General features: G+C 42.1%; 19 protein-coding genes. 1 reads left to right on the top strand and 18 read right to left on the bottom strand.

Annotated features, from left to right (window positions below; translation table 11 throughout):
* Positions 1-6 precede the first annotated feature (6 nt).
* The 14 genes from RBB56_RS12080 to RBB56_RS12015 all read right to left on the bottom strand — a co-directional run bounded on the left by RBB56_RS12080 (position 7) and on the right by RBB56_RS12015 (position 18,057).
* Entirely contained in the window at positions 7-723 is a 717-nt protein-coding gene (locus tag RBB56_RS12080; protein WP_306719206.1) for a ComF family protein, read from the bottom strand.
* A 61-nt stretch (positions 724-784) separates the two neighbouring features.
* On the bottom strand, positions 785-3,040 hold the full coding sequence (recD2, locus tag RBB56_RS12075; protein ID WP_306719205.1) for an SF1B family DNA helicase RecD2: 2,256 nt from the start codon (positions 3,038-3,040) through the stop codon (positions 785-787).
* Between the two features lie 113 nt (positions 3,041-3,153).
* Entirely contained in the window at positions 3,154-3,501 is a 348-nt protein-coding gene (locus RBB56_RS12070; protein ID WP_306719204.1) for a rod-binding protein, read from the bottom strand.
* A 65-nt stretch (positions 3,502-3,566) separates the two neighbouring features.
* Positions 3,567-4,385: a flagellar hook-basal body protein gene (locus RBB56_RS12065; protein ID WP_306719203.1), complete on the bottom strand. Its 819-nt coding sequence runs from the start codon at positions 4,383-4,385 to the stop codon at positions 3,567-3,569.
* Positions 4,386-4,396: 11 nt separating this feature from the next.
* Complete coding sequence (locus tag RBB56_RS12060) at positions 4,397-5,179, bottom strand: flagellar hook-basal body protein (RefSeq protein ID WP_306719201.1); 783 nt, start codon at positions 5,177-5,179, stop codon at positions 4,397-4,399.
* A 76-nt stretch (positions 5,180-5,255) separates the two neighbouring features.
* Positions 5,256-6,248, bottom strand: a complete 993-nt coding sequence (locus tag RBB56_RS12055; protein WP_306722147.1) for a rod shape-determining protein — start codon at positions 6,246-6,248, stop codon at positions 5,256-5,258.
* Between the two features lie 215 nt (positions 6,249-6,463).
* Positions 6,464-9,373 (bottom strand): excinuclease ABC subunit UvrA, encoded by a 2,910-nt coding sequence (uvrA, locus tag RBB56_RS12050; protein WP_306719200.1) that lies wholly within the window; start codon positions 9,371-9,373, stop codon positions 6,464-6,466.
* A gap of 77 nt (positions 9,374-9,450) precedes the next feature.
* Entirely contained in the window at positions 9,451-11,454 is a 2,004-nt protein-coding gene (gene uvrB, locus RBB56_RS12045) for an excinuclease ABC subunit UvrB (protein ID WP_306719198.1), read from the bottom strand.
* Positions 11,455-11,596: 142 nt separating this feature from the next.
* Positions 11,597-12,907: a S41 family peptidase gene (locus RBB56_RS12040; protein ID WP_306719197.1), complete on the bottom strand. Its 1,311-nt coding sequence runs from the start codon at positions 12,905-12,907 to the stop codon at positions 11,597-11,599.
* Positions 12,908-13,106: 199 nt separating this feature from the next.
* On the bottom strand, positions 13,107-14,336 hold the full coding sequence (locus RBB56_RS12035) for a murein hydrolase activator EnvC family protein (protein ID WP_306719196.1): 1,230 nt from the start codon (positions 14,334-14,336) through the stop codon (positions 13,107-13,109).
* 12 nt (positions 14,337-14,348) lie between these two features.
* Positions 14,349-15,245, bottom strand: a complete 897-nt coding sequence (gene ftsX, locus RBB56_RS12030; RefSeq protein WP_306719195.1) for a permease-like cell division protein FtsX — start codon at positions 15,243-15,245, stop codon at positions 14,349-14,351.
* The gene (gene ftsE / locus RBB56_RS12025) at positions 15,235-15,921 is read right to left on the bottom strand and encodes a cell division ATP-binding protein FtsE (protein WP_306722146.1); all 687 of its coding nucleotides are present in this window, start codon (positions 15,919-15,921) and stop codon (positions 15,235-15,237) included. The genes ftsX and ftsE overlap by 11 nt, the downstream gene beginning before the upstream one ends.
* A gap of 99 nt (positions 15,922-16,020) precedes the next feature.
* Positions 16,021-17,109: a PucR family transcriptional regulator gene (locus RBB56_RS12020; protein ID WP_306719194.1), complete on the bottom strand. Its 1,089-nt coding sequence runs from the start codon at positions 17,107-17,109 to the stop codon at positions 16,021-16,023.
* Positions 17,110-17,373: 264 nt separating this feature from the next.
* A complete protein-coding gene (locus RBB56_RS12015; protein ID WP_306719193.1) occupies positions 17,374-18,057 on the bottom strand; it encodes a WecB/TagA/CpsF family glycosyltransferase in 684 nt (227 codons plus the stop codon).
* 173 nt (positions 18,058-18,230) lie between these two features.
* Here RBB56_RS12015 and RBB56_RS12010 point away from each other — a divergent pair, with 173 nt between their 5' ends.
* Positions 18,231-18,398 (top strand): YjfB family protein, encoded by a 168-nt coding sequence (locus tag RBB56_RS12010; RefSeq protein WP_306719192.1) that lies wholly within the window; start codon positions 18,231-18,233, stop codon positions 18,396-18,398.
* A 129-nt stretch (positions 18,399-18,527) separates the two neighbouring features.
* Here RBB56_RS12010 and RBB56_RS12005 read toward each other — a convergent pair whose 3' ends face one another.
* From RBB56_RS12005 to RBB56_RS11990, 4 genes are all read right to left on the bottom strand, one after another.
* On the bottom strand, positions 18,528-19,439 hold the full coding sequence (locus tag RBB56_RS12005; protein ID WP_306719191.1) for a CPBP family intramembrane glutamic endopeptidase: 912 nt from the start codon (positions 19,437-19,439) through the stop codon (positions 18,528-18,530).
* A gap of 14 nt (positions 19,440-19,453) precedes the next feature.
* Positions 19,454-19,687 (bottom strand): polya polymerase, encoded by a 234-nt coding sequence (locus tag RBB56_RS12000; RefSeq protein WP_306719190.1) that lies wholly within the window; start codon positions 19,685-19,687, stop codon positions 19,454-19,456.
* Between the two features lie 299 nt (positions 19,688-19,986).
* On the bottom strand, positions 19,987-20,829 hold the full coding sequence (locus RBB56_RS11995; protein ID WP_306719189.1) for a CvfB family protein: 843 nt from the start codon (positions 20,827-20,829) through the stop codon (positions 19,987-19,989).
* 34 nt (positions 20,830-20,863) lie between these two features.
* Entirely contained in the window at positions 20,864-21,577 is a 714-nt protein-coding gene (locus RBB56_RS11990; protein WP_306719188.1) for an acyl-[acyl-carrier-protein] thioesterase, read from the bottom strand.
* Between the last annotated feature and the right edge of the window lie 228 nt (positions 21,578-21,805).

Below are 21,805 nucleotides of genomic sequence, written 5' to 3'. Positions count from 1 at the left end.
CCAATTTCATAGTCCTTTACCAATAGATAAAGCAGCATAATAAATATTTGCAACTCCCGCTTTGCGAAGCTTGAGTGCAACCGCATCAATGGTACTCCCCGTTGTATATATATCATCAATAATTACAATCGTATTTAATTCTACATCATTTCTATGGATTTTAAAAGCTTTTTTCAAATTATTTTGCCGTTCCTTAACGTTCAGATTCTTTTGCGGAGCCGTTTTTTTCTCCCTTTTTATAATATCTGTCCGCATGGGAATACCGGTATGCTCGCTTAGCCTTCTCGCTAATACCTCCGCCTGATTATATCCTCTCTTGTTCCTTCTCGATGCATGGATGGGGACCGGAACGAGAGCATCAGGCTTCCACTCCCTAAGATATCCTTTCAAATGCTTCGCCAGCTCCTCGCCGAAAAAGTCGGCATACTCCTGTCTTCCCTTATACTTGAACCGATAAATAGCCGATGACACACTTTTATATTCAAAAGGAGCTGTACCACTCTTATAATAATGCGGCCTCTTCGCACAATCATAACAATACTCATCTTCCTCTGCTGCAAGCTTCTTGCCGCACTTCATACAAACTGCCCCTGTAACATACGTAACCACACCTTTGCATCCTTCACAAATTAATTGTCTCGTCCCACCGACAACTTCATCGCAAATCGGACACCTTCTTGGAAAAATCAAATCAAGAAGCTTCCTCCATAAGTAAACAATCATATATGGCTCCCATCTGCGTGCTTTAGCACGCACACAAATTAAGATGTGTGAAAACGTTCTGCTATATAGCATCCAATTCCCGGATTCTCTCACACAAGCTGGTGTATCTCCTATTCTGGTTCTCATTTGCAATCATCTCATTCACCGTATGCCTACTCCCCAGAATCGTTACACAATTTTTCGCTCTGGTCACGCCTGTATACAGCAAATTACGATTAAACAGCATACGCGGTCCTGATAACAGCGGCATGATAACTGCGGGATATTCGCTTCCTTGTGATTTATGGATAGTCACCGCATAAGCCAATTCAATCTCATCTATCTGGTGGAAAGGATAGCGCACTCTTCTATGCTCATCGAATTCTACAATTATTTCCTGTGCGTAATCATTAATTTCCTTGATCACTCCGATATCCCCATTGAATACCCCCATTCCCCGGTCAATAGGAATCCCGTATTTGCTCACTACCTCCCATTCTATCTGGTAATTATTTTTAATCTGCATTACCTTATCCCCTACCCGGTACACACCTTCTGCAGAGGGATGCTCCACCTTGGAGCTATCGGGCGGATTCAAGTATTCTTGTAGAATTCCATTCAGAACGTCAACCCCAAGACTCCCTTTCCGCATAGGAGTGAGTACCTGAATATCATAGGGATTGGCATTCACATATGGAGGGAGCTTCTCACAGATAAGCTGTACCATATGCTTATAGATTACGTTCACATCGCTGCGCTCCAAAAAGAAAAAATCCTTACTTTTATTATTCAATTCTATCTGTTCACCCTTATTGATGGCATGGGCATTGATAACAATATCGCTTTCCTCCGCCTGCCTGAATATCTTCTGTAGCATAACGACCGGGAAACATTGACTATCAATCAGATCCTTCAATATTTGTCCCGGGCCTACTGAGGGAAGCTGGTTGATATCCCCTGCCATAACGAGCCTTGTCCCGGGCATTATTGCTTTTAACAACGACTGAAACAGATGAATATCGACCATCGACATTTCATCCACAATAATAACGTCTGCTTCTAACGGATTTTCTTCATTTTTTTCAAACTTCGCCTTTTTATTTTCTTCTGCTACCGCTCCGCTCAATTCCAACAGACGATGAATCGTCCGCGCTTCATATCCTGTTGTCTCTGTCATTCTCTTCGCCGCCCGTCCCGTAGGTGCCGCAAGAAAAATATCCATATTCTCTTGCGCATAATAACGAATAATTGTATTAATGGTCGTAGTTTTACCGGTTCCGGGGCCTCCGGTAAGAATGAATAAACCATTTTTAATGCTTTCTGTTACAGCCTTACGTTGTAATTCATCGAGTTCAATCCCTTGCTCTTTTTCGATGCTTTTAATACGGCTTCGAATTCTTTCTTCTTCCGCCGGAAGGAGCCCTTCCTCTTTGTGAATAGATATATTCAATTCATGAAGCATCTTGGCACAATTCAGCTCCTCATAATAATAAGTGGCGGCATATACCTTTTTCAGGTTCGTCTCCTCACCCGATGAAGGAAGCTTTATTACAATCTTCCTATCTATCGCCAAATTAAGAAGCTGCGGCTCTATCAATGCGCTTTCTACTCCAAGAAGCTCCGCTGCTCTTCTTAGAAGTATTTCTTCCGGCAGATACACATGCCCCTCCATCGTTGCCTGTAGGAGTACATACAACACAGCACTTCGAATACGATAGTCGGAATCTATATGAATTCCTACCTTATTGGCTATATCATCCGCAATTTTAAATCCTACTCCGGCAATATCCTCCGCCAACTTATAAGGATTTTCTTTTAATATTCCATAGATCCCCATTCCGTAGGTATTATATATTTTCATGGCAAGGGTACCGGAGATTCCATATTTCTGGAGAAATACCATAATCTCTCTCATATCCTTTTTCTCTTCCATTTGGAGGGCTATTTCCCGCGCTTTCCTCTCGCTAATTCCTTTTACTTCCGATAGGCGTTCCGGTTCCTCTTCAATAATACGGAAGCTATCTTCCCCAAACATCTTTATAATTCTAGCCGCAAGTGCTTCTCCTATCCCTTTGATAGCACCGGAACTAAGATATCTTTCCATACTCACTACATCATCGGGGGCAGTGATATGATAATCATCCACTTTAAGTTGTTTGCCATATACAGGATGATCCACATAATTGCCTTTCACTTCAAGCGTCTCACCTTCATCAATGGTTCGAAACACACCGACACAGATAATTTCTTCCCGCCCGCTCATCATATTCATAACCGTATAGCCATTTTCGCCATTCCGATATATAATATGCTCTACATATCCCTTTACGCTTTCCATCCATCTATTCCCTTTCAATTTTGCGTAAAAACATGCGATTATTATCTTAAAAACATATTTTTAATATACAAAAAGGCTGCTTTTTTAAGCAGCCTCGTCATTCAATAATCATCTTACAAATTATAATTTCTTTTCATCTGCTCATAGAGCATCTGTGCCAGACCAAGCCCTTCATTTTCAGTCGATGTGCTCGCCAAATCTTGTATCGCACCATCCTTGAAAAAGTCTACCAATGTATCGTTCGGGCTTGTCTTATCCTCCTTGAATACATCCACTGTTTTCTGCATTTCTTTGTAAATCTGTTCCATAAAATATGACTCGAACTCTTTACATGCTGCTAACAGTTCATCTTCTGAAGACTGAGAATAATCTTTCGTCTTGATGCGGCTATTCAGCTTAGAGGATGCTTGAGATGACAAATAACTCGTATATGCAGAAGAAACACCACTTCCAATATCCATATTATGTACCCCCTTCGTTCGTAACTGATTAGTTACCTTAACTGTTCCTTATCCTCGTAGCTTCACTAACGCTTCAGGTTATTCGCTTGCTGCAGCATCTCATCGGATGTCGTAATCGCTTTGGAATTCATTTCATAAGCTCTCTGTGCAACGATAAGATTCACCATCTCATCCGCAACCTTTACATTAGATCCTTCCAGATACCCTTGTACTACTTTACTCCTCGTAACGCCTACCGCCGTAGATTCATTGATTGCAGCTCCGCTCGCACCGGTCACCGCCCAAAGAGAATCTCCCTGTCTTTCTAATCCTGCCGGATTACGGAACTGATAGGTACCAATTGTAATATTGAGAGACTGTAAATTATTATTCTCATCGGGATAACTGAGCGTTCCGTCTGAACTAATGGCAATTCGATTCGTCATGAATCCACTGGACAGAAGAATACTTCTTCCCTGAGCATCCAAAACAGGATTGCCATCTGTTGTCGTGAGCATAATTGTATTTCCTGCCCCTAACGCCCATGTAAAATCACCGTTACGTGTATAATTAATTTCATCATTTTCATTTCTAACTGCGAAATATCCTTCGCCTTCAATCGCAAATGAGGTATTACTCTCCGAAGCAATCAGACTTCCTTGTGTAAATATCTGATTAATAGAAGCGTTACGCACACCTAGCCCTACTTGAGAAGTTACCGGCTTCGGATCTCCATTAGCCGTAGTCGTCTTAGTCTGTAATGTCTGGTATAGCAATGTTTTAAACTGTGCAACCTGTGATTTATAACCTACTGTATTCACATTCGCCAGATTATTGGCAATAGTGTCCACATTCGTCTGCTGTGCATTCATTCCGGTTGCTGCTGACCATAAACTTCTAATCATCTCTTATCCTCCTACAGCTTTCCAAGCTGGTTAACAGCAATTTCCAGGCTGCTATCGTAAGTCTGAATCACCTTCTGATTCGTTTCATAAGCTCTCGATACATTTATCATATTCGTCATCTCTGTAACTACCGAAATATTGGAGGTCTCCAGATATCCCTGATTTACCTTGGCTGTGGCATCTTGAAACCGATAGCCATCCACTGTCTGATAATAGTTCTCACCGAATTTCTCCAAATAATCATAATCTACAAAATCTCGAATTCGTATTGTAGTCACAGGAGAATTCTCATCTCCTTGCATAATATTGCCCGATGTATCCACTCTGAAATCGAGTTCAGGATCCAACCGAATCCGCGCTCCCGTAGTATTGATGACAAAATCTCCGTCATGGGTTACGAGATAGCCCTGTGCATTCATGGTAAAGCTTCCATCTCTCGTATATTTCGTAGAGGTCTCGCCCTCTCTATTCATATACTGTACTTCAAAAAAGCCTTCACCCGATAATGCCAAATCAAAAGGATTTTCTGTTCCCTTCACCGGTCCTTGAGAATAATCCGTGTAACCTTCCCCAATCTTTACCCCCAAGTTGTTTATGCCGAGTGCTCTCGCACTCCCGCGCCCTTCTGACATATCCTTAATCTTGAAAGCGAGCACATCATCAAAAGCCTGACTTGTCGCTCCCTCTTTCTTATAGCCATTCGTATTGGCATTGGCCAGATTGTTCGTAAGGACGTCCATTCTTCTTTGTTCATTTACCATACCTGTATAGGCAGTGTATAGACCCTTAAGCATTCAACTACTCCTTTATCAACCCTCAGTATTTTACGCTTCCCTTAATCTGTAATCGTTCAGTACCCTCACTGTTACCTTAATCTTCCTTATATCCCGCTAGAAATTCTACATATTTTCCTGTCCCGATAGCAACTGCTGTCAGCGGATCCTCAGCCGTCATCGTATTAATACCTGTCTTAGATGCAATTAAATCCTCCAGACCGCGAAGCAAACTGCCTCCGCCTGTAAGAACAATTCCTCTATCAGCGATATCCGCTGCAAGCTCCGGCGGCGTCTTCTCAAGCACACTATGAATGGTTTCCACAATCTGCGCCGTCGTTTCGCGAAGTGCCTCTTCTGTCTCTTCTGAGGATACTTGCACCGTTCTCGGAAGGCCTGTCACCAAGTTACGTCCCCTTACATCCATATAATCCACTTCAGAACGTTTGTATGCAGAGCCTATCTTTATTTTCAAATCTTCCGCTGTTCTTTCACCGATCAGCAGATTATGTTTCTTCCTCATATAACGCACGATGGCTTCATCAAAGTCATCTCCTGCTATCTTGATGGATGCACTCACTACCGTACCCCCCAACGAAATAACAGCAATATCCGAAGTTCCGCCGCCGATATCCACGATCATGTTGCCGCAGGGTTTGGAAATGTCAATACCTGCTCCGATTGCTGCTGCGATGGGTTCTTCAATAATGGATACTTCTCTTGCTCCAGCCTGGTAGGTTGCGTCTTCTACCGCCTTCTTCTCCACTTCCGTTACTCCACTCGGCACGCATACAGCGATGCGCGGCTTACGGAAGGTCTTCTTGCCCAGAGCCTTCTGAATGAAATATTTCATCATCTTCTCAGTTACACGATAATCGGAAATAACACCCTGTCTGAGCGGTCTTACCGCTACGATATTGCCGGGAGTCCTTCCAAGCATCAATCTCGCATCTTCACCAATCGCTCTTATCTTGTCCGTATCTCTGTCGAAAGCCACTACAGAAGGTTCCTTTAACACAACACCCTTTCCCCTGATATATACCAAAATGCTGGCTGTTCCCAAATCAATTCCTATGTCTGTGTACTGCATATATTTGAACCCCTTTCTTCTTATCCGCTTATGCTCAATATCTATCTTCATTTTTTATAAATTTTATAAACATCCTAAAGCTAAACACACATTGCTATTATACCTTAAAGATTATGATTTTCAAAGGGGTTTCCGAAAATTTTATAAAAAAATCAGACACAGCAAATGAAAGCGGTTCCTTCCGCTTCATTTGCCGCATCCATGCTTGTTATATTTTATATGATATCGGATGATTTTGTCGATTCCTTAAGATGTTTTTTATTCTTTTCATATCGTTCCAACATCTTTTTCACATAAAAACCTGTGTAGGACTTCTCATTTTTCGAGATTTCTTCCGGAGTTCCCTGTGCAATAACAGTTCCTCCCTTATCTCCACCCTCCGGTCCTATGTCTATAATATAGTCTGCCGTCTTAATCACATCCAGATTATGCTCGATGACCACCACTGTATTGCCGCCGTCTGCCAGTTTATGCAATATTTCTGTCAATTTATGAACATCCGCAAAGTGAAGCCCTGTCGTCGGCTCATCCAGAATGTAAATGGTCTTGCCGGTACTCCTTTTGCTCAACTCAGTAGCCAGCTTAATTCTCTGCGCCTCGCCTCCCGACAATGTGGTGGAGGGCTGTCCAAGTTTCACATAAGATAGACCTACATCATTCAGTGTTTCTATTTTTCGACGAATAGAAGGTACATTTTCGAAGAATCCTACCGCTTCCTCTACCGTCATATCCAGTACATCATAGATGCTTTTTCCCTTATATTTTACCTCCAGGGTCTCTCGATTATATCGCTTACCGCCACAGACCTCGCAAGGAACATAGACATCGGGGAGGAAGTGCATCTCTATTTTAATGATTCCATCTCCGCTGCAGGCCTCACACCTTCCTCCCTTTACGTTGAAGCTGAAACGACCCTTTTTATATCCTTTCGCCTTGGCATCCGAGGTGGTTGCAAACAAATCCCGAATCTGATCAAAAACACCGGTATAGGTAGCCGGATTAGAGCGTGGTGTCCTTCCAATCGGAGACTGATCGATATCGATTACCTTATCCAATTGATCGATGCCATCAATACCGGCGTGTTTCCCCGGAATAGTCCGCGCGCGATTCAAATCCCTGGCCAAATGTTTATACAGTATTTCATTGACCAAAGAACTTTTCCCCGATCCGGATACGCCGGTCACACAAGTTAACACTCCCAAAGGAATCTTAACGTTAATACCCTTTAAGTTATTTTCCTGCGCCTTTTTAATAAATAGTTCGCCCGTTTGTTCTCTTCTTTTCTCCGGAATGGGTATTTGTATTCTTCCGCTCAAATACTGTCCGGTCACCGATTCCGGTGTATCCATTACCTCTTGCGCATTTCCGCAAGCCACCACTTTTCCACCGTGAGAACCGGCACCCGGCCCGATATCCACAATATAATCGGCTGCCATCATCGTATCTTCATCATGCTCTACTACCAGAAGAGTATTCCCCATATCCTTCAGATTGCGCAATGTATTGAGCAGCTTATCGTTGTCACGTTGATGAAGTCCGATGCTCGGCTCATCCAGAATATAGCAAACACCTACAAGTCCCGAGCCGATTTGCGTTGCCAAGCGAATTCTTTGAGCCTCTCCTCCGGAAAGTGTTCCTGTGGCTCTTGAAAGAGAGAGATAATCCAATCCTACATCGATGAGAAATCCTACTCTTGCTTTTATCTCCTTAAGTACCTGTTTACCGATAAGCTCCTGCTGTTTTGTCAATTCCATTCCGCTTAGAAACTGATGCAGACTGCCGATGGAGAAAGAAGTGATTTCATAAATATTCTTGTCGCTGACTGTAACTGCTAAGGCTTCTTCCTTAAGTCTCATTCCCTTACATTTCTTACAGGGAGTAATGTTCATAAAGGTCTCATACTCCTGCTTCATCGTCTCAGATCCCGTTTCACGGTAACGACGTTCCATGTTCTTAACAAGACCCTCGAAGGCCACCGGATATACACCCTCTCCTCTATGACCTTTATAATGCACATTCACCTCTTTACCGTCTGTGCCTTGAATTAATACATACTTCACTTTATCTGAATACTTCTCATATGGCGTATCCAGATCAAATCCATACTCTCTGCACAACGCCTGCAATACCGCATTTGTAAAGCTTCCCGGATCGCTGCAGGACTGCCAGCCCATCGCTTTAATCGCTCCCTGCTTGATACTCAGGCTTTTATCCGGAATCATCAAATCCACATCGAATTCCATCTTGTAGCCGAGTCCAAAACATTCCGGGCAGGCACCGAAAGGATTATTAAAGGAAAAACTTCTTGGCTCTATCTCACTAATACTCACTCCACAGTCAGGGCAGGAAAAGCTCTGACTGAAATTCATCGGCTCACCCTCCAGAACATCCACAACTAAAAGCCCCTCTGCCAACTCCAAAACATTTTCTATAGAATCAGTCAAACGCCTTTCAATTCCAGGCTTTACAACAAGCCTGTCCACAATTACTTCAATACTATGCTTTATATTCTTATCCAGTTTAATCTCTTCCGACAGTTCATATAAATTACCGTCCACGCGCACTCTCACGTATCCGCTTCTTTTAGCCCTGTCGAACACTTTCGCATGTTCGCCCTTACGCCCTCTTACCACCGGCGCCAAAAGTTGAATTCTCGTTCCTTCCGGGAGTCCCATAATCTGATCTGTCATTTGATCCACAGTCTGTTTTCTTATTTCCTTTCCACAGCAAGGACAATGCGGAATACCGATTCTCGCATAGAGCAAACGAAAATAATCGTAAATCTCCGTAACCGTTCCCACCGTGGAACGAGGGTTGCGGTTCGTCGATTTCTGATCGATAGAAATCGCAGGCGAAAGTCCTTCTATCTTCTCCACATTGGGCTTCTCCATCTGCCCGAGAAACTGCCTTGCATAGGAAGATAGGGATTCCATGTATCTCCTCTGCCCTTCGGCATAAATTGTATCGAATGCCAGAGAGGACTTTCCCGACCCGGATAAGCCCGTTAAAACTACCAGCTCATTTCTGGGAATATCCACATCTATATTTTTCAAGTTATGTTCACTTGCTCCCCGTATTTTAATATATTCCCTTCTGGGGAGCATTTTCTTATTCTCGCTTTCCATCTCCGTTAGGCCTCCCTATCGCTTCTTTCCATGTATTCTTATGGTCAGCGCAGTAAATGCGCAGACCTATTAAATAATTAATTTCCTTTATCTTCATCATCTAAAGATGCCAATTGTTTTTTCAGCTCTACCATTTTATCGCGAAGCTCCGCTGCCGCTTCGAAATTCAAATCTGCAGCCGCCTGCTTCATTTTCTTCTGAATATCTCCGATTAACTTCTCTAATTCCTTCCTGTTCATGGATTCAGGATCTTTTTCGAATTTAAGCTCTTCTTTGGCAATCGTCCTGGATATGCTGATTAAATCCCTTACCGCTTTCTTAATAGTCTGCGGTGTAATTCCATGTTCTTCATTGTACTTCTGCTGAATCTCGCGACGGCGCTCTGTCTCCGTAAGAGCAGCCCGCATAGAATCTGTTATGACATCCGCATACATAATAACATGCCCCTGTGCATTTCTCGCCGCACGCCCTATCGTCTGTATCAGGGAAGTCGCAGAACGAAGGAAACCTTCCTTATCCGCATCCAAAATAGCTACCAATGATATCTCAGGAATATCCAGTCCTTCCCTCAGCAAGTTAATTCCTACCAATACATCAAAAACATCCAGACGCATATCACGAATGATTTCTGCCCGTTCCAACGTATCGATATCGGAATGGAGGTATTTCACCCGAATACCAACTTCCTTCATATAATCAGTTAAATCCTCTGCCATACGCTTCGTCAGCGTAGTGACAAGAATCTTATTCTTTCTCTCCACTTCCTTTTTCACTTCTGAAATGAGGTCATCGATCTGCCCTTCCACCGGACGTACATCCACCTCAGGATCTAAAAGTCCTGTAGGGCGAATAATCTGCTCTGAACGTAAAAGTTCATGTTCCCCCTCATAAACAGAGGGCGTTGCAGAAACGAACAGAAGCTGATCAATATGTCCCTCAAATTCCTCGAAATTAAGAGGACGGTTGTCCAGCGCCGATGGAAGACGGAAGCCGTACTCCACCAAGGTAGTCTTACGGGAACGGTCTCCTGCGAACATCCCCCTTATCTGGGGAACTGTCATGTGGGACTCATCAATAATAATTAAATAATCATCCTTAAAATAATCCATAAGCGTAAGAGGGGTGGCGCCTGCATCCATGCCATTCAAATGTCTGGAATAGTTCTCAATACCGGAACAGAATCCGGTCTCCCTCAACATTTCAATATCGAAGTTGGTACGTTCTGAGATGCGCTGGGCTTCAAGCAGCTTATCCTCTCCCTTAAAATAACGCACCCGCTCCTCCAGCTCCGCTTCTATATTCTTACATGCATCACCAATCTTCTCCGGAGATACTACGTAATGAGAGGCCGGGAAAATAGCAATATGATCTAAAGTTGTATGAACCTGCCCGGTTAGGGGATCCGTTTCAGCAATCCGCTCTACCTCATCGCCGAAAAACTCTACCCTTATCAGATAATCGCCCCCTTGTGCCGGGTAAATCTCCACGCAATCTCCCCGTACACGAAAACATCCTCTCGCAAGATCCATATCGTTCCTGTCATATTGTATCTCGATCAGCTCCCGAATTACTTGGTCTCGATCCTTCGTCATTCCCGGACGTAGAGATACGATCATCTCCTGATAATCATCGGGGCTACCTAAACCATAAATACAGGAAACGCTGGCCACTACAACCACGTCTCTTCTCTCTGTTAAAGATGCTGTCGCGGATAAGCGCAGCTTGTCTATTTCTTCATTAATAGAAGAATCTTTGGCAATATAAGTGTCGGAGGAAGGGACATAAGCCTCCGGCTGATAATAGTCATAGTAGGATACGAAATATTCCACCGCATTATTCGGAAAAAATTCTTTGAATTCTCCATATAATTGCCCTGCTAATGTTTTGTTGTGGGCTATAATAAGAGTGGGCTTATTCAGCGCCGCTATAATATTCGCCATCGTAAACGTCTTGCCCGAACCGGTGACACCGAGCAAGGTCTGGAATTGATTGCCCTGTTTAAATCCCTCTACCAATTCAGCGATTGCCTGAGGCTGGTCGCCGGTAGGAGCATATTCCGACACTAATTGAAAATGATCCATCGAATTCTCCTCCACGGAAAAGTTATCTGTTATCTGTCCGCTTTCTATTCTACCACAAAAAATAATGAAAGTACAGAACAAATTAGAACATTTGTTCTGTACTCTTTTACGTTTATATTTTTATTTTATACAGTTTTATAGCTTATGATGCAGATGCAGAAATTTTCTCGGTAATAATTTCCTTCGCCCGCTCCAACTGATTATCATATCCATCATTATAATATCTGTCGCCGTCGAATTCATACACCTCATCAGGCTCAATACCAATACCGTGAATGTTATTGCCATTAGGGGTAAAATAGGTACTCACTGTAAGTTTAAGCGCTGTTCCATCGGATAAGGATAAAACTCTTTGGACAATTCCTTTTCCAAAGGTGGTAGTTCCCACCAATTCGCCCAAATCATAATCCTTGATGGCTCCTGCCAATATCTCCGATGCGCTGGCCGAATACCCATTAATCAACACGACAAGAGGTAAGTCGAATACTTTCGTTCCATCGCTGGAATATTCTGTTCGATTTCCTTCTCTGTCCTCTGTATATACAATTAAACCTTTCGGAAGCATCTGTCTGGCGATCTCCGTCACTGTATTCAGATTACCGCCGGGGTTCGAACGCAGATCGAGAACCAATCCTTGCATTCCCTGTCCCCGCAATACCGCCAAAGCTTCTGTAAATTGATCCAGCGTAACGTCATCGAATTCTGTAATCTGCAGATAACCGATATTGCCGTTATGCATCTCATATTTTACCGTAGGACTTTCTATCTTCCTGCGCTCAATATCGAATTCCAGATAATCATTTTCCCCTTCTCTATAAATGGTGAGATGCACTGTAGTCCCTTCCAGACCTTTGATTTTAGCCACAACTTCTGAAAGCTCCAGCTCCCCCATATCCTCTCCGTCCACCTTATAGATAACATCTCCGTCACGAAGCCCTGCTTCCTGCGCCGGGGTTCCTTCGAAAACTCCGCTTATATATGCGAGCCCGGTCTCTTCATCTATACCTACATAGGCACCGATACCGTAGTAAATTCCTTCCGTCTGCTCCATAAGCTGTTTCACGTCCGCTTCCGTATAATAAGTGGAATAAGGATCTCCGAGAGAAGCTACAACCCCTTCATACATTCCATCTATCATAGTCTGCGTATCCACATCTTCCTCATAATAGTAGGTGGAAATGGCCTCTTCAATAGCACGAAGCTTCGACATTGTTAAGTCACTCACGATTTCTTTCGGCGATGACAGGTCCGCATTGGAAACTTCATTCGCTTCTCTTAGCTGATAAATCGTATAAATCTGTCTTACCGTAAAGATACAACTCGCAATCAGAAGGCTGAGAAGTACACCCGTAAAAATACCACTAAGAAAACCACTCCGCTTCCTTCCTTCCGGGTTCCTTTTTCTTTTCTCTTTTGAATTTGAGTTTGAATCGTTATTTAGGTTATATTCCATTTCCATCATCTCCAATTATTTTGTTACCGTTCATGACGAAGCCGTGAATAGTAACATTTTACGTAACTATTCAGTAGGTCTGCGCATTTACTGCACTGACCGTACGATAACATCGAATAACAAGTAAAAATCCCATCACCGAAGGTGATTTGAAATGGATTTTTGCTCGTAACTGGGCAGGTACTGAACAGTTACCATTTTACTTACTTAAGTAATTCCAAGGCGAAACATAGCTTCCATTCAAACGCACGCTGAAATGGAGATGGTTGCCGGTCGAACGGCCGGTGGAACCGACCGCAGCAATCTTTTGTCCCTTCGTTACGAAATCCCCCTTTGAAGCATAGAGTGCAGAAGCATGCATGTAAATCGTATATAGCCCATCACCGTGATCTATCATAATATAATTTCCCATAGAACCGCTATAATCGGATGCTACTACATTCCCATCATAGGCTGCCACAATCGCGGAACCTCCGGGTGCAGCCATATCTACCCCGTTATGAAATTGAGGAACTCCCAGAATAGGATGAATTCGATTGCCGTAATCATCGCTTATCCTTGAATAGGAAGGTGCCGGCCATGAAAACATACCGCCATCGTACTTTATTCCATTCTCTTCCGCAAGCCTTGCCTTCTCCTCCGCCACTACCTTTTCCAAAGCGGCAATCGTTGCATTTTGATCTGCAATATCTGCTTCATATTCGGCAATAGCCGCTTCTTTATTCGTAATATCCGTGGATACTGCTGTTATCGTCTGCTGTTTCTCATTAATTAAAGCATTAAGTGACGCCTCTTCCTTCTCTACACCGGCTTTGGCTTCCTCCAGATACTCTCTATCTTCCTCTAATTGCTCTTTATACAATTCAATCAGCTTCCTCGTAGCCACATAATCATCCAGCATCTTGCGGTCATAAGAGGAAAGCAATTCGATGTACTCCGCTTTATTTAACATTTCGCCAAAAGTAGAGGAAGAAAAAAGCAGCTCCATGTATAGGTTATCACCTTTCTCATACATGAATTTAATCCTCTTTTTCATGGCTTCGTATTGATTCTCCTGATCTGCAATCGCTGCTGTAAGCTCTTCCTCGGTCAGTGCAATTTCTTCTTCTTTTTCTGCTATTTTCTCCATTAAATCAGCTATTTTACTCTGAACAGTAGTAAGTTCTCCATCCAGTTTTGTCACATAAGCAGTAAGATTATTTTTCGATGCTTCCAACTCTTCCTTTATCTTCTTAACATTCGTAAGGTTCGATTGCAGTTCTTTTTTCAGTTGCCGCGCACTTTCGATTTCATCTTCCTTCTGCTTAATCGCCTCATTTGTAAGCTCGGAAGCCTTCACTCCCATCGGTCCGGGCCATACGGCCGGAACCACCAGAGCAGCTAATAAAATGCAAAGCAAAGCGCACAGCATCCTCTTCCACTGTTTCATAGTCAATATTCCCTATACTCTTAAGTGTTTTCTGACAGTTGCGATACTTCCTAGAAAGCCGATACCGACACCCATCAGAACAGATACAGGAGCCAGTGTATTGAAAATCACCTCTACCGGTAAAAAGTTCAAAAGTTGTGACAACATAGCAAATCGCTCTGCCACATAAACAATGATATTGTTGTATATGAAATATATTAACCCGAGTGGGATGAGAGAACCGATTATGCCAATTAGCATTCCCTCAATGACAAAAGGAGATCGAACAAAAAAGTCAGTCGCTCCTATATATTTCATGATGTTAATCTCTTCTTTTCTAACGGAAATTCCTATCGTTACTGTATTGCTGATAAGGAATATAGATACCGCAAAAAGAATACCGATAATTCCAATGGAAACATAAGCAATTAACGCATTGATCCCGCTTAAAGTCGTAGCCGTTATCTCAGATTTATTAATTCTCCGTATTCCCTCTACCGATTCGAGGTAAGTGACAAGAGCCGGCTGGAGAGAAACATCATTTAAATAAATCTCATAATGAGAAGAGTTCTCCAGCGGATTCTCCGTAAATCCATCTGCATATTCTCCCAAATAATCTTCTTTGAAGCTTTCCCAGGCATCTTCTGCCGAAACGAACTCGAGATTGGCAACTTCTACTCTTTTCGAAATCATATCACCAATTGCGGATACTTTCGCATCATCAATTCCCTCTTCAAAAAATACGGTTACAGATACGCCTTCCTCCGCCGTCTTCACAATATGCTGGAAATTAGTAATGATTGCATAAAACAGGCCAAAAAGAAACAGACATGCACCAATAGTCGCAATGGATGCCAAAGAAAACCATTTGTTTCTTATGATATTGCGAAATCCCTGTCCAATCGTATAAAAAAACGTATTAATTCTCATCGATATAACCACCTTTTTCTTCGTCGCTTACAATGATTCCTCTCTTCATTGTAATAACTCTTTTCTGCATGGAATTCACGATTTCTCTATTGTGTGTTACAACAATAACTGTTGTTCCATTCTCATTAATCTGTTCCAGAAGCTTCATAATCTCCCATGAATTCTTAGGATCCAGATTACCGGTGGGTTCATCGGCAAGCAGTATCGTCGGCTTATTCACAAGCGCTCTCGCCAGAGCAACTCTCTGTTGCTCTCCTCCTGAAAGCTGTCTTGGCTTCGCCTTATATTTTCCTGCAAGCCCTACCATTGCAAGAATACTCGGTACATTTCTTTTTATATCTTTATTGGATACCTGAATAATACGCTGTGCAAACGCTACATTTTCGTATACATTCCTATCTTTTAACAGTCTGAAATCCTGAAAAACAATACCAAGATTTCTTCTGAACTTGGGGATTTTCCTATGTCTGACCTTCACAAGATCATATCCCATCACATTAATATTCCCCGAAGTCGGTGTCAGTTCCCTAAGAAGAAGCTTAATCAGAGTAGATTTCCCAGAACCACTATCACCTACAATAAAAACGAACTCTCCTCTATTAATATGTAAGGTGACGCCATTTAATGCCGGCGCGCCTGTCGCATATGCCTTGCTGATATTTTCAAGAGTAATAATTTCATTCCCAAGGTCAGCCTGTTTCTTCCCTCTTCGTCTTTTTCTTTCTTTATCCACCAAAGTTATTCACCCACCTAATTATTTTATCCCGTAGTAATATCAATATTCAAAAGTTTCCATATATTTCATATACTTCACGACCATAAGCGCAATCTTGAAGGTAATCGCATCCTCAAAGACACGCAGATCCAGCCCTGTACTCTTTTGCAGCTTGTCCAATCGGTAAACAAGTGTATTCCTATGAATGAACAGCTGTCTCGATGTCTCCGACACATTCAAGCTGTTCTCAAAGAACTTATTAATGGTAGTAAGAGTTTCTTCATCGAAATCATCCGGACTCTTCCCTCCAAAAATCTCTTTAATAAACATCTTGCAAAGAGGAATAGGAAGCTGATAAATCAAGCGGCCGATTCCAAGTTCACTATAAGCAATAATATCCCTTTCATTAAAGAATATCTTACCTACATCCAGCGCCATCTTCGCTTCCTTGTAAGAGCGGCTCACCTCTTTAATCTCATTGACTGTAGTACCATATGAGATCCTAATGTTATTCATTCCTTCTTTCACCAAATAACTTTCCGCATGTCTGGCCGTCTTATCGATTTCCTTGCTACTATCCCCTTCCGATAAGTCCTTTACTACTATAACATTATTTTCATCGACTGCGGTAATGAAATCTTTGCTATTATTTCCAAAATATGTTCTCATCAGTTCCAGAACATTGCTGTCTTTTCCGTTCTCCGTCTCGATAATCATAACAACTCTCTTACCATCTGCCTGGATATGAAGCTTTTTCGCACGGCTATAAATATCCACCAAAAGCAAGTTGTCCAGTAAAAGGTTCTTAATGAAGTTATCCTTATCGAAGCGCTCCTTATAAGCGATTAAAAGCCCCTGTATCTGGAAAGCCACCATCTTGCCAACCATATATACATCTTCACCCGCGCCTCCGGCAATTAAGATATATTCGAGCTGCTGCTCATCAAAAATTTTAAAATATTGATACCCTTGTATCTCCTGTGAATCCGCCGGTGAAGAGGCAAATTCAACAGACGGTGCACTGCAGCTTTCCATTCCTGCAGTTGTAGATGCAATCTCCTTGCCATCCACGTCCATTACACATAATTCCACTCTGGTAATTGCTTTAAGACCCTCAATTGTGTTTTGTAGTATTTGATTTGAAATCATTTCCCCACTCCTTCTTTTTTAGCTTTATATACAATTTATACAAAGCATAATTTAGATAGAAATCTGTTTTTTCTACACCCACTTTCTATCTTAATTTAAAACTACAAAAAAATCCATACTAATTCTTGACTTTTTTGTGTATTTTTTATGTCTTTTATAATATAAACACTTTTTATTCCCTCGTCAACTTCCACAAGCAAAATAAAAGTGTGCTTCCTATTACATAAAAAAGGCAGACTTGAAACTTTTCCATTTCAAATCTGCTCACCGATTCTTTTCATTTTCTCCATTGTATCTGTTCACACGTTTATGGAACATCTTCTTGTAAATTCGGCTCACTGCTTTCTTCTGTAAAGATTCACGATGTTCTCCCAACTTCATATCGCGTGAAATCCCGAGCCATACTTCGGCGTTAATATACGGCTTTGCATCTTGCATCCACTTTTCCTGCATTCCCCAAGGCATCCTTGAGATAATGACCGAAGGAGCAATATCGTTAATATTGTTCACAACATCCTCTACCTTCCGAGTCGACCCATCAATAATCTGAAGGCCACTGATTACAATTCCCCTCTGGAAATCCTTCAATTCACGCTTCAGATTCTCTATATCCTCCGGCGAATCGGAAAGTAAATATACAGTCTGGGCATTTCGCGCAATTCGTCTTAAGAATTCTTTCAAAAAAACGAGATGTTCCACTTCGTACAAACGACTTTTGGAATCAATCTTTGCTACTCGCAAGATATCGGCTTCTCCACACAGCGTCATATCCATGGATTCTATCCGTTCCTTTTCGCATTCATCTTTTCCTGCCAATATGAGCATTGGTGTCGTCACATAAAGAATTGTACTGAGCGCACCTTTTTTCATAAAACTATCCACCAGAAAAAGCGATTCCTTGAGAGAATAATCGGTAAGTGTAATTCCTAAAATATCCATTTTCTGCATATCTTCACCATCATTTCTCCATATGCTCCAAATATAATTCCCCGGCAATATCTTCCGTCTTTTCCCGACTTGTCAAGTATAGCAAAAATATGATATACTTGCAATATTAATATACATAAGAATAACAACTACAATATACGGAGGTGGTAATTATGGATATTCCTGCATTATCAATGTCACTTGCACAAGTGCAGACAATGTCTGATGTAAGTGTTGCCATGCTTTCCAAGTCATTAGACAGCATGGAATCTGTCGGTGGTGAAATGGTGGACATGATGAAGTCCTCCATGGAATTATCGGTAAATCCCGCCATTGGCGGAAATATTGATTTATTTGTATAGTGTATAATATTTTAACAATATTATACTGCGCCGAGCAAAGCGAGTGTGCAAGAAACATATCTTGTCCGCTTGCGGACAAGGTATAATTCGTAACAGTGAGGCTACTGAACTGTTACATAGATTCTATCACTATATGACAAAATCAAGACTCATATAGAAAAGTGCCAGAACAATTGCTACTAAAAGCGGCACAGTAACCATAGGATTACCTGTTTTATTCTTCCTATCGGCCCACACAGCGCGGAGATTTTCTTCGCGCTTTTCATTTTTAGCAATCCACGCGAGCACACAGCCCGCTAAGGTTGTCGTCACGGCTGCAATGATGAGATAAGCACTAATTGCCATAACCATCATATCCGTAGTAAATCCCGTCTGCATCTCTTCTAAACTTCCCCCACCCATAATATCGTATAAATACATAAGACACACTTGCTGAGAATTGAATATGATATGGAACAGAATGGAACTCCACAGGCTGCCCGTAGCTTCTACAAGAAGCGCGAGAATCATACCGATTACGAGCGCGTAAGCCGCCTGGTTAAAATTCATATGCATAAGGGAAAACAGGCACGCCGACAACAAAAGTGACATAAACGTTGTTCCCGATTTCTTATAGCCCTGATAGATAATACCCCTAAAAATCAGTTCTTCACTGAATGGACCTAAAATACCAATAATGAAAAGCATAACAAAAAAGGGGACTCCTAAGATATCCCCACTAATTGCTGCTACCGTGTTATCCACAAATAACATGGAAATTGCATTGATTACAGTAGTCAAAGGCATAGCCAGAAACGTAAAAAGAATAATCATCAGCACCGAAGATATCTTTATCTTTCGAAAACCGGAAAGCTTAATGAGATTTTCTCCGGAAAGCGCTACACCAATAAGAGCCGGAGCCAGCACGATTATCTGACTAAATATAAAGTTAGGCACGATTGACAATGTAAAAAAAGGACTTACCATTCCAAGCAGTACAACGACCACAATATGGATTAAAATTATTGCCAGGAAAATCCTATTTACCTTTTTACTGTTCATTTACTATCCTTATCCTAATTCTCCATCATAAAGTTAACTAATTTCGTAATATCTTCCGGCTCATAAGCAATTAACTCAAGCTCTGCAATCGTTCCATCAGAGAAAATATTCGCCATAGATACATACTGAGAAAGCTTAGACTTCAGATTCAATCTGTCTCCCTCTCCCGTTACCAATTCCACCTTACCTACACAGCTATCTACTACTTTAAAGAACTTATCAATATCTCTAATATTTTGTACTTTCATTTTATTCTCCCTTCTAATATTAAGTCTTTTATTGTAACTGTTCCACGTATTCTCACGGTCAGCGCAGTGAATGCGCAGATCTATTGAATAGTTATTACATCATGATTATACTTATTTTACAGTGAATATGCAAGCTAATTATCAGATAACGTTACTATTCAGCCTACGGCTTCCTAGCAACAATTTATGCGCAGAAATACTCCATAGCAGTATTTCGCGCTTGCCAAACTCGGGTTTTCTATGATCTTCGCTCACCAAAACACCTCGCGGTGTTGATGGCTGAACTGTTACCAGATAACCTATACGTCACATTTTTTTATATAACTATCACCGATCGTTATCTTGCCTTCCTTCAGCAGTCGTCCCACCGCACGCTTGAACTCATTCTTACTCATATCCATTTCTCGTTTAATAGTCTCCGGATCCGCTTTATCATTAAAAGGAAGCTCGCCTCCTCTGCTCTCAATTACTTCCATGATCTGATCCGCATCGGTACCGATCTGAATATATGCCTTCTCACGAATGCTAAGATCGAGTTTCCCGTCTTCCTTCACACTTGCGACCCTCGCAGTCACAATATCCCCTTCGCGAACCGGTCCGTACATCTCTTTTACAGAAATCAAGCCCGAGTATTTATCATCTACCGCTACAAAGGCACCGAACTCCCTACTAATCTCATAAACACGCCCGGTAACACGATCATCCTTTTTATAAGGACTATTCGTATCCAGATAATGATATACCTTCATCGTCGCACACAGTCTGTTGCTCTTGTCGATATAAAGCGCCGCCAGACATTCTTCGCCCTCTCGCACCTGCCAAGTCTGTTCCTTGAAGGGAAGCAGCAATTGCTTCTCGAGTCCCCAATCCAAAAAGGCACCGATCCTAGCTACCTGGGCTACTTTCAAAAGAGCTACCTCTCCCAAAGTAAGTGCCGCCTCTCTAGTCGTAGCAATGAGCCGGTCGTTAGAATCCCTGTATATAAACACCCGTACGGTATCTCCGATTTCAGTTCCTTCAGGAACCTGCTTTTCCGGAAGAAGTACCCTTTCTTCCGCATTTTCACCTTCTGTCGCAAGGTATACACCAAAATCTACTTTTTTTACAACTTCCAGGTTCTGTATCTCTCCCAATTTTATCATATCTCTATCCGTATTCCTTTCAGACCTGCCGGTTCTACCGACACAAAAATTCCGTAATGCAGTAAGGCTGCCCCTCTTCATTATTCAACGCAATCAGACAGACTTCCTCCTCCGGCATGTATACCTTCGGCATAATAATATCGCCGAGATGGGCCTGTTGCTTATATTCTGCCCGCATTTGCCATATACTAAACCCCTCCGGTAAATATTCCATAGCCATCCGTATGTATTGACCATTGTTCACATGGAGATTCGTATCGAGGTGGTGCTGCCTTACTTCCAGATTCTCTCTAAGCTCCCCCTCCATCCGGGGAAGGGCTATCTTGCGGGGTGCATAATCCATCGTAAGCCTCTCTTCCAGAACATAGGCATCTTGCAACTCCTTAGGAATTCTGGCGGGACGCATATGCTCCATATCCATTAGTGTCCATACCGTATTAGCATAAGCAAGCCGCTCTCCGCTCTCCGTTTCCATCAAAAAGTTACGGCATCCCATAAAACCTTTGAATTCATAAGGTGCCGTTCCGATAATCACCTTCTCACAAAGTACCGGATACCTCTTGACAACAATCTGCCATGCCGACAAAAGCCATGCCATCTGTCTATCCACCAAATATTTCAGTCCTACTCCAATTTCTTCGGAATGAAATGTCGAACAATCCTGAAAATAATTCAAAAGCGCTTCCAGAGATAACTTTCCTTCGCTGTCCACCTCACTGTAGCGTATGCGCCCGTCAAATTTATACATCCACCATTACCACCTTATCTTACCATACATTATTACGGTCAGCGCAGCAAATGGGCAGACCTACTGAATAGTTATTTCGTATTAATAGTTTAATTATATCACAGGACAACTCGCCTTTGCAAACGTTCCCACTTTTTTGATAGCGTAAATTTACTGTAGGATTTAATTGGGTAGAGAATCCCCTTGATGTGTTTTAGATTTAACCTCTTTTCACAATATACCTACTTT

The sequence above is a fragment of the Kineothrix sp. MB12-C1 genome (assembly GCF_030863805.1).
Lineage (GTDB): Bacteria > Bacillota > Clostridia > Lachnospirales > Lachnospiraceae > Kineothrix.
The sequence above is the reverse complement of the archived record's forward strand: the minus strand, read 5'-3'. Positions and strand labels throughout refer to the sequence as shown.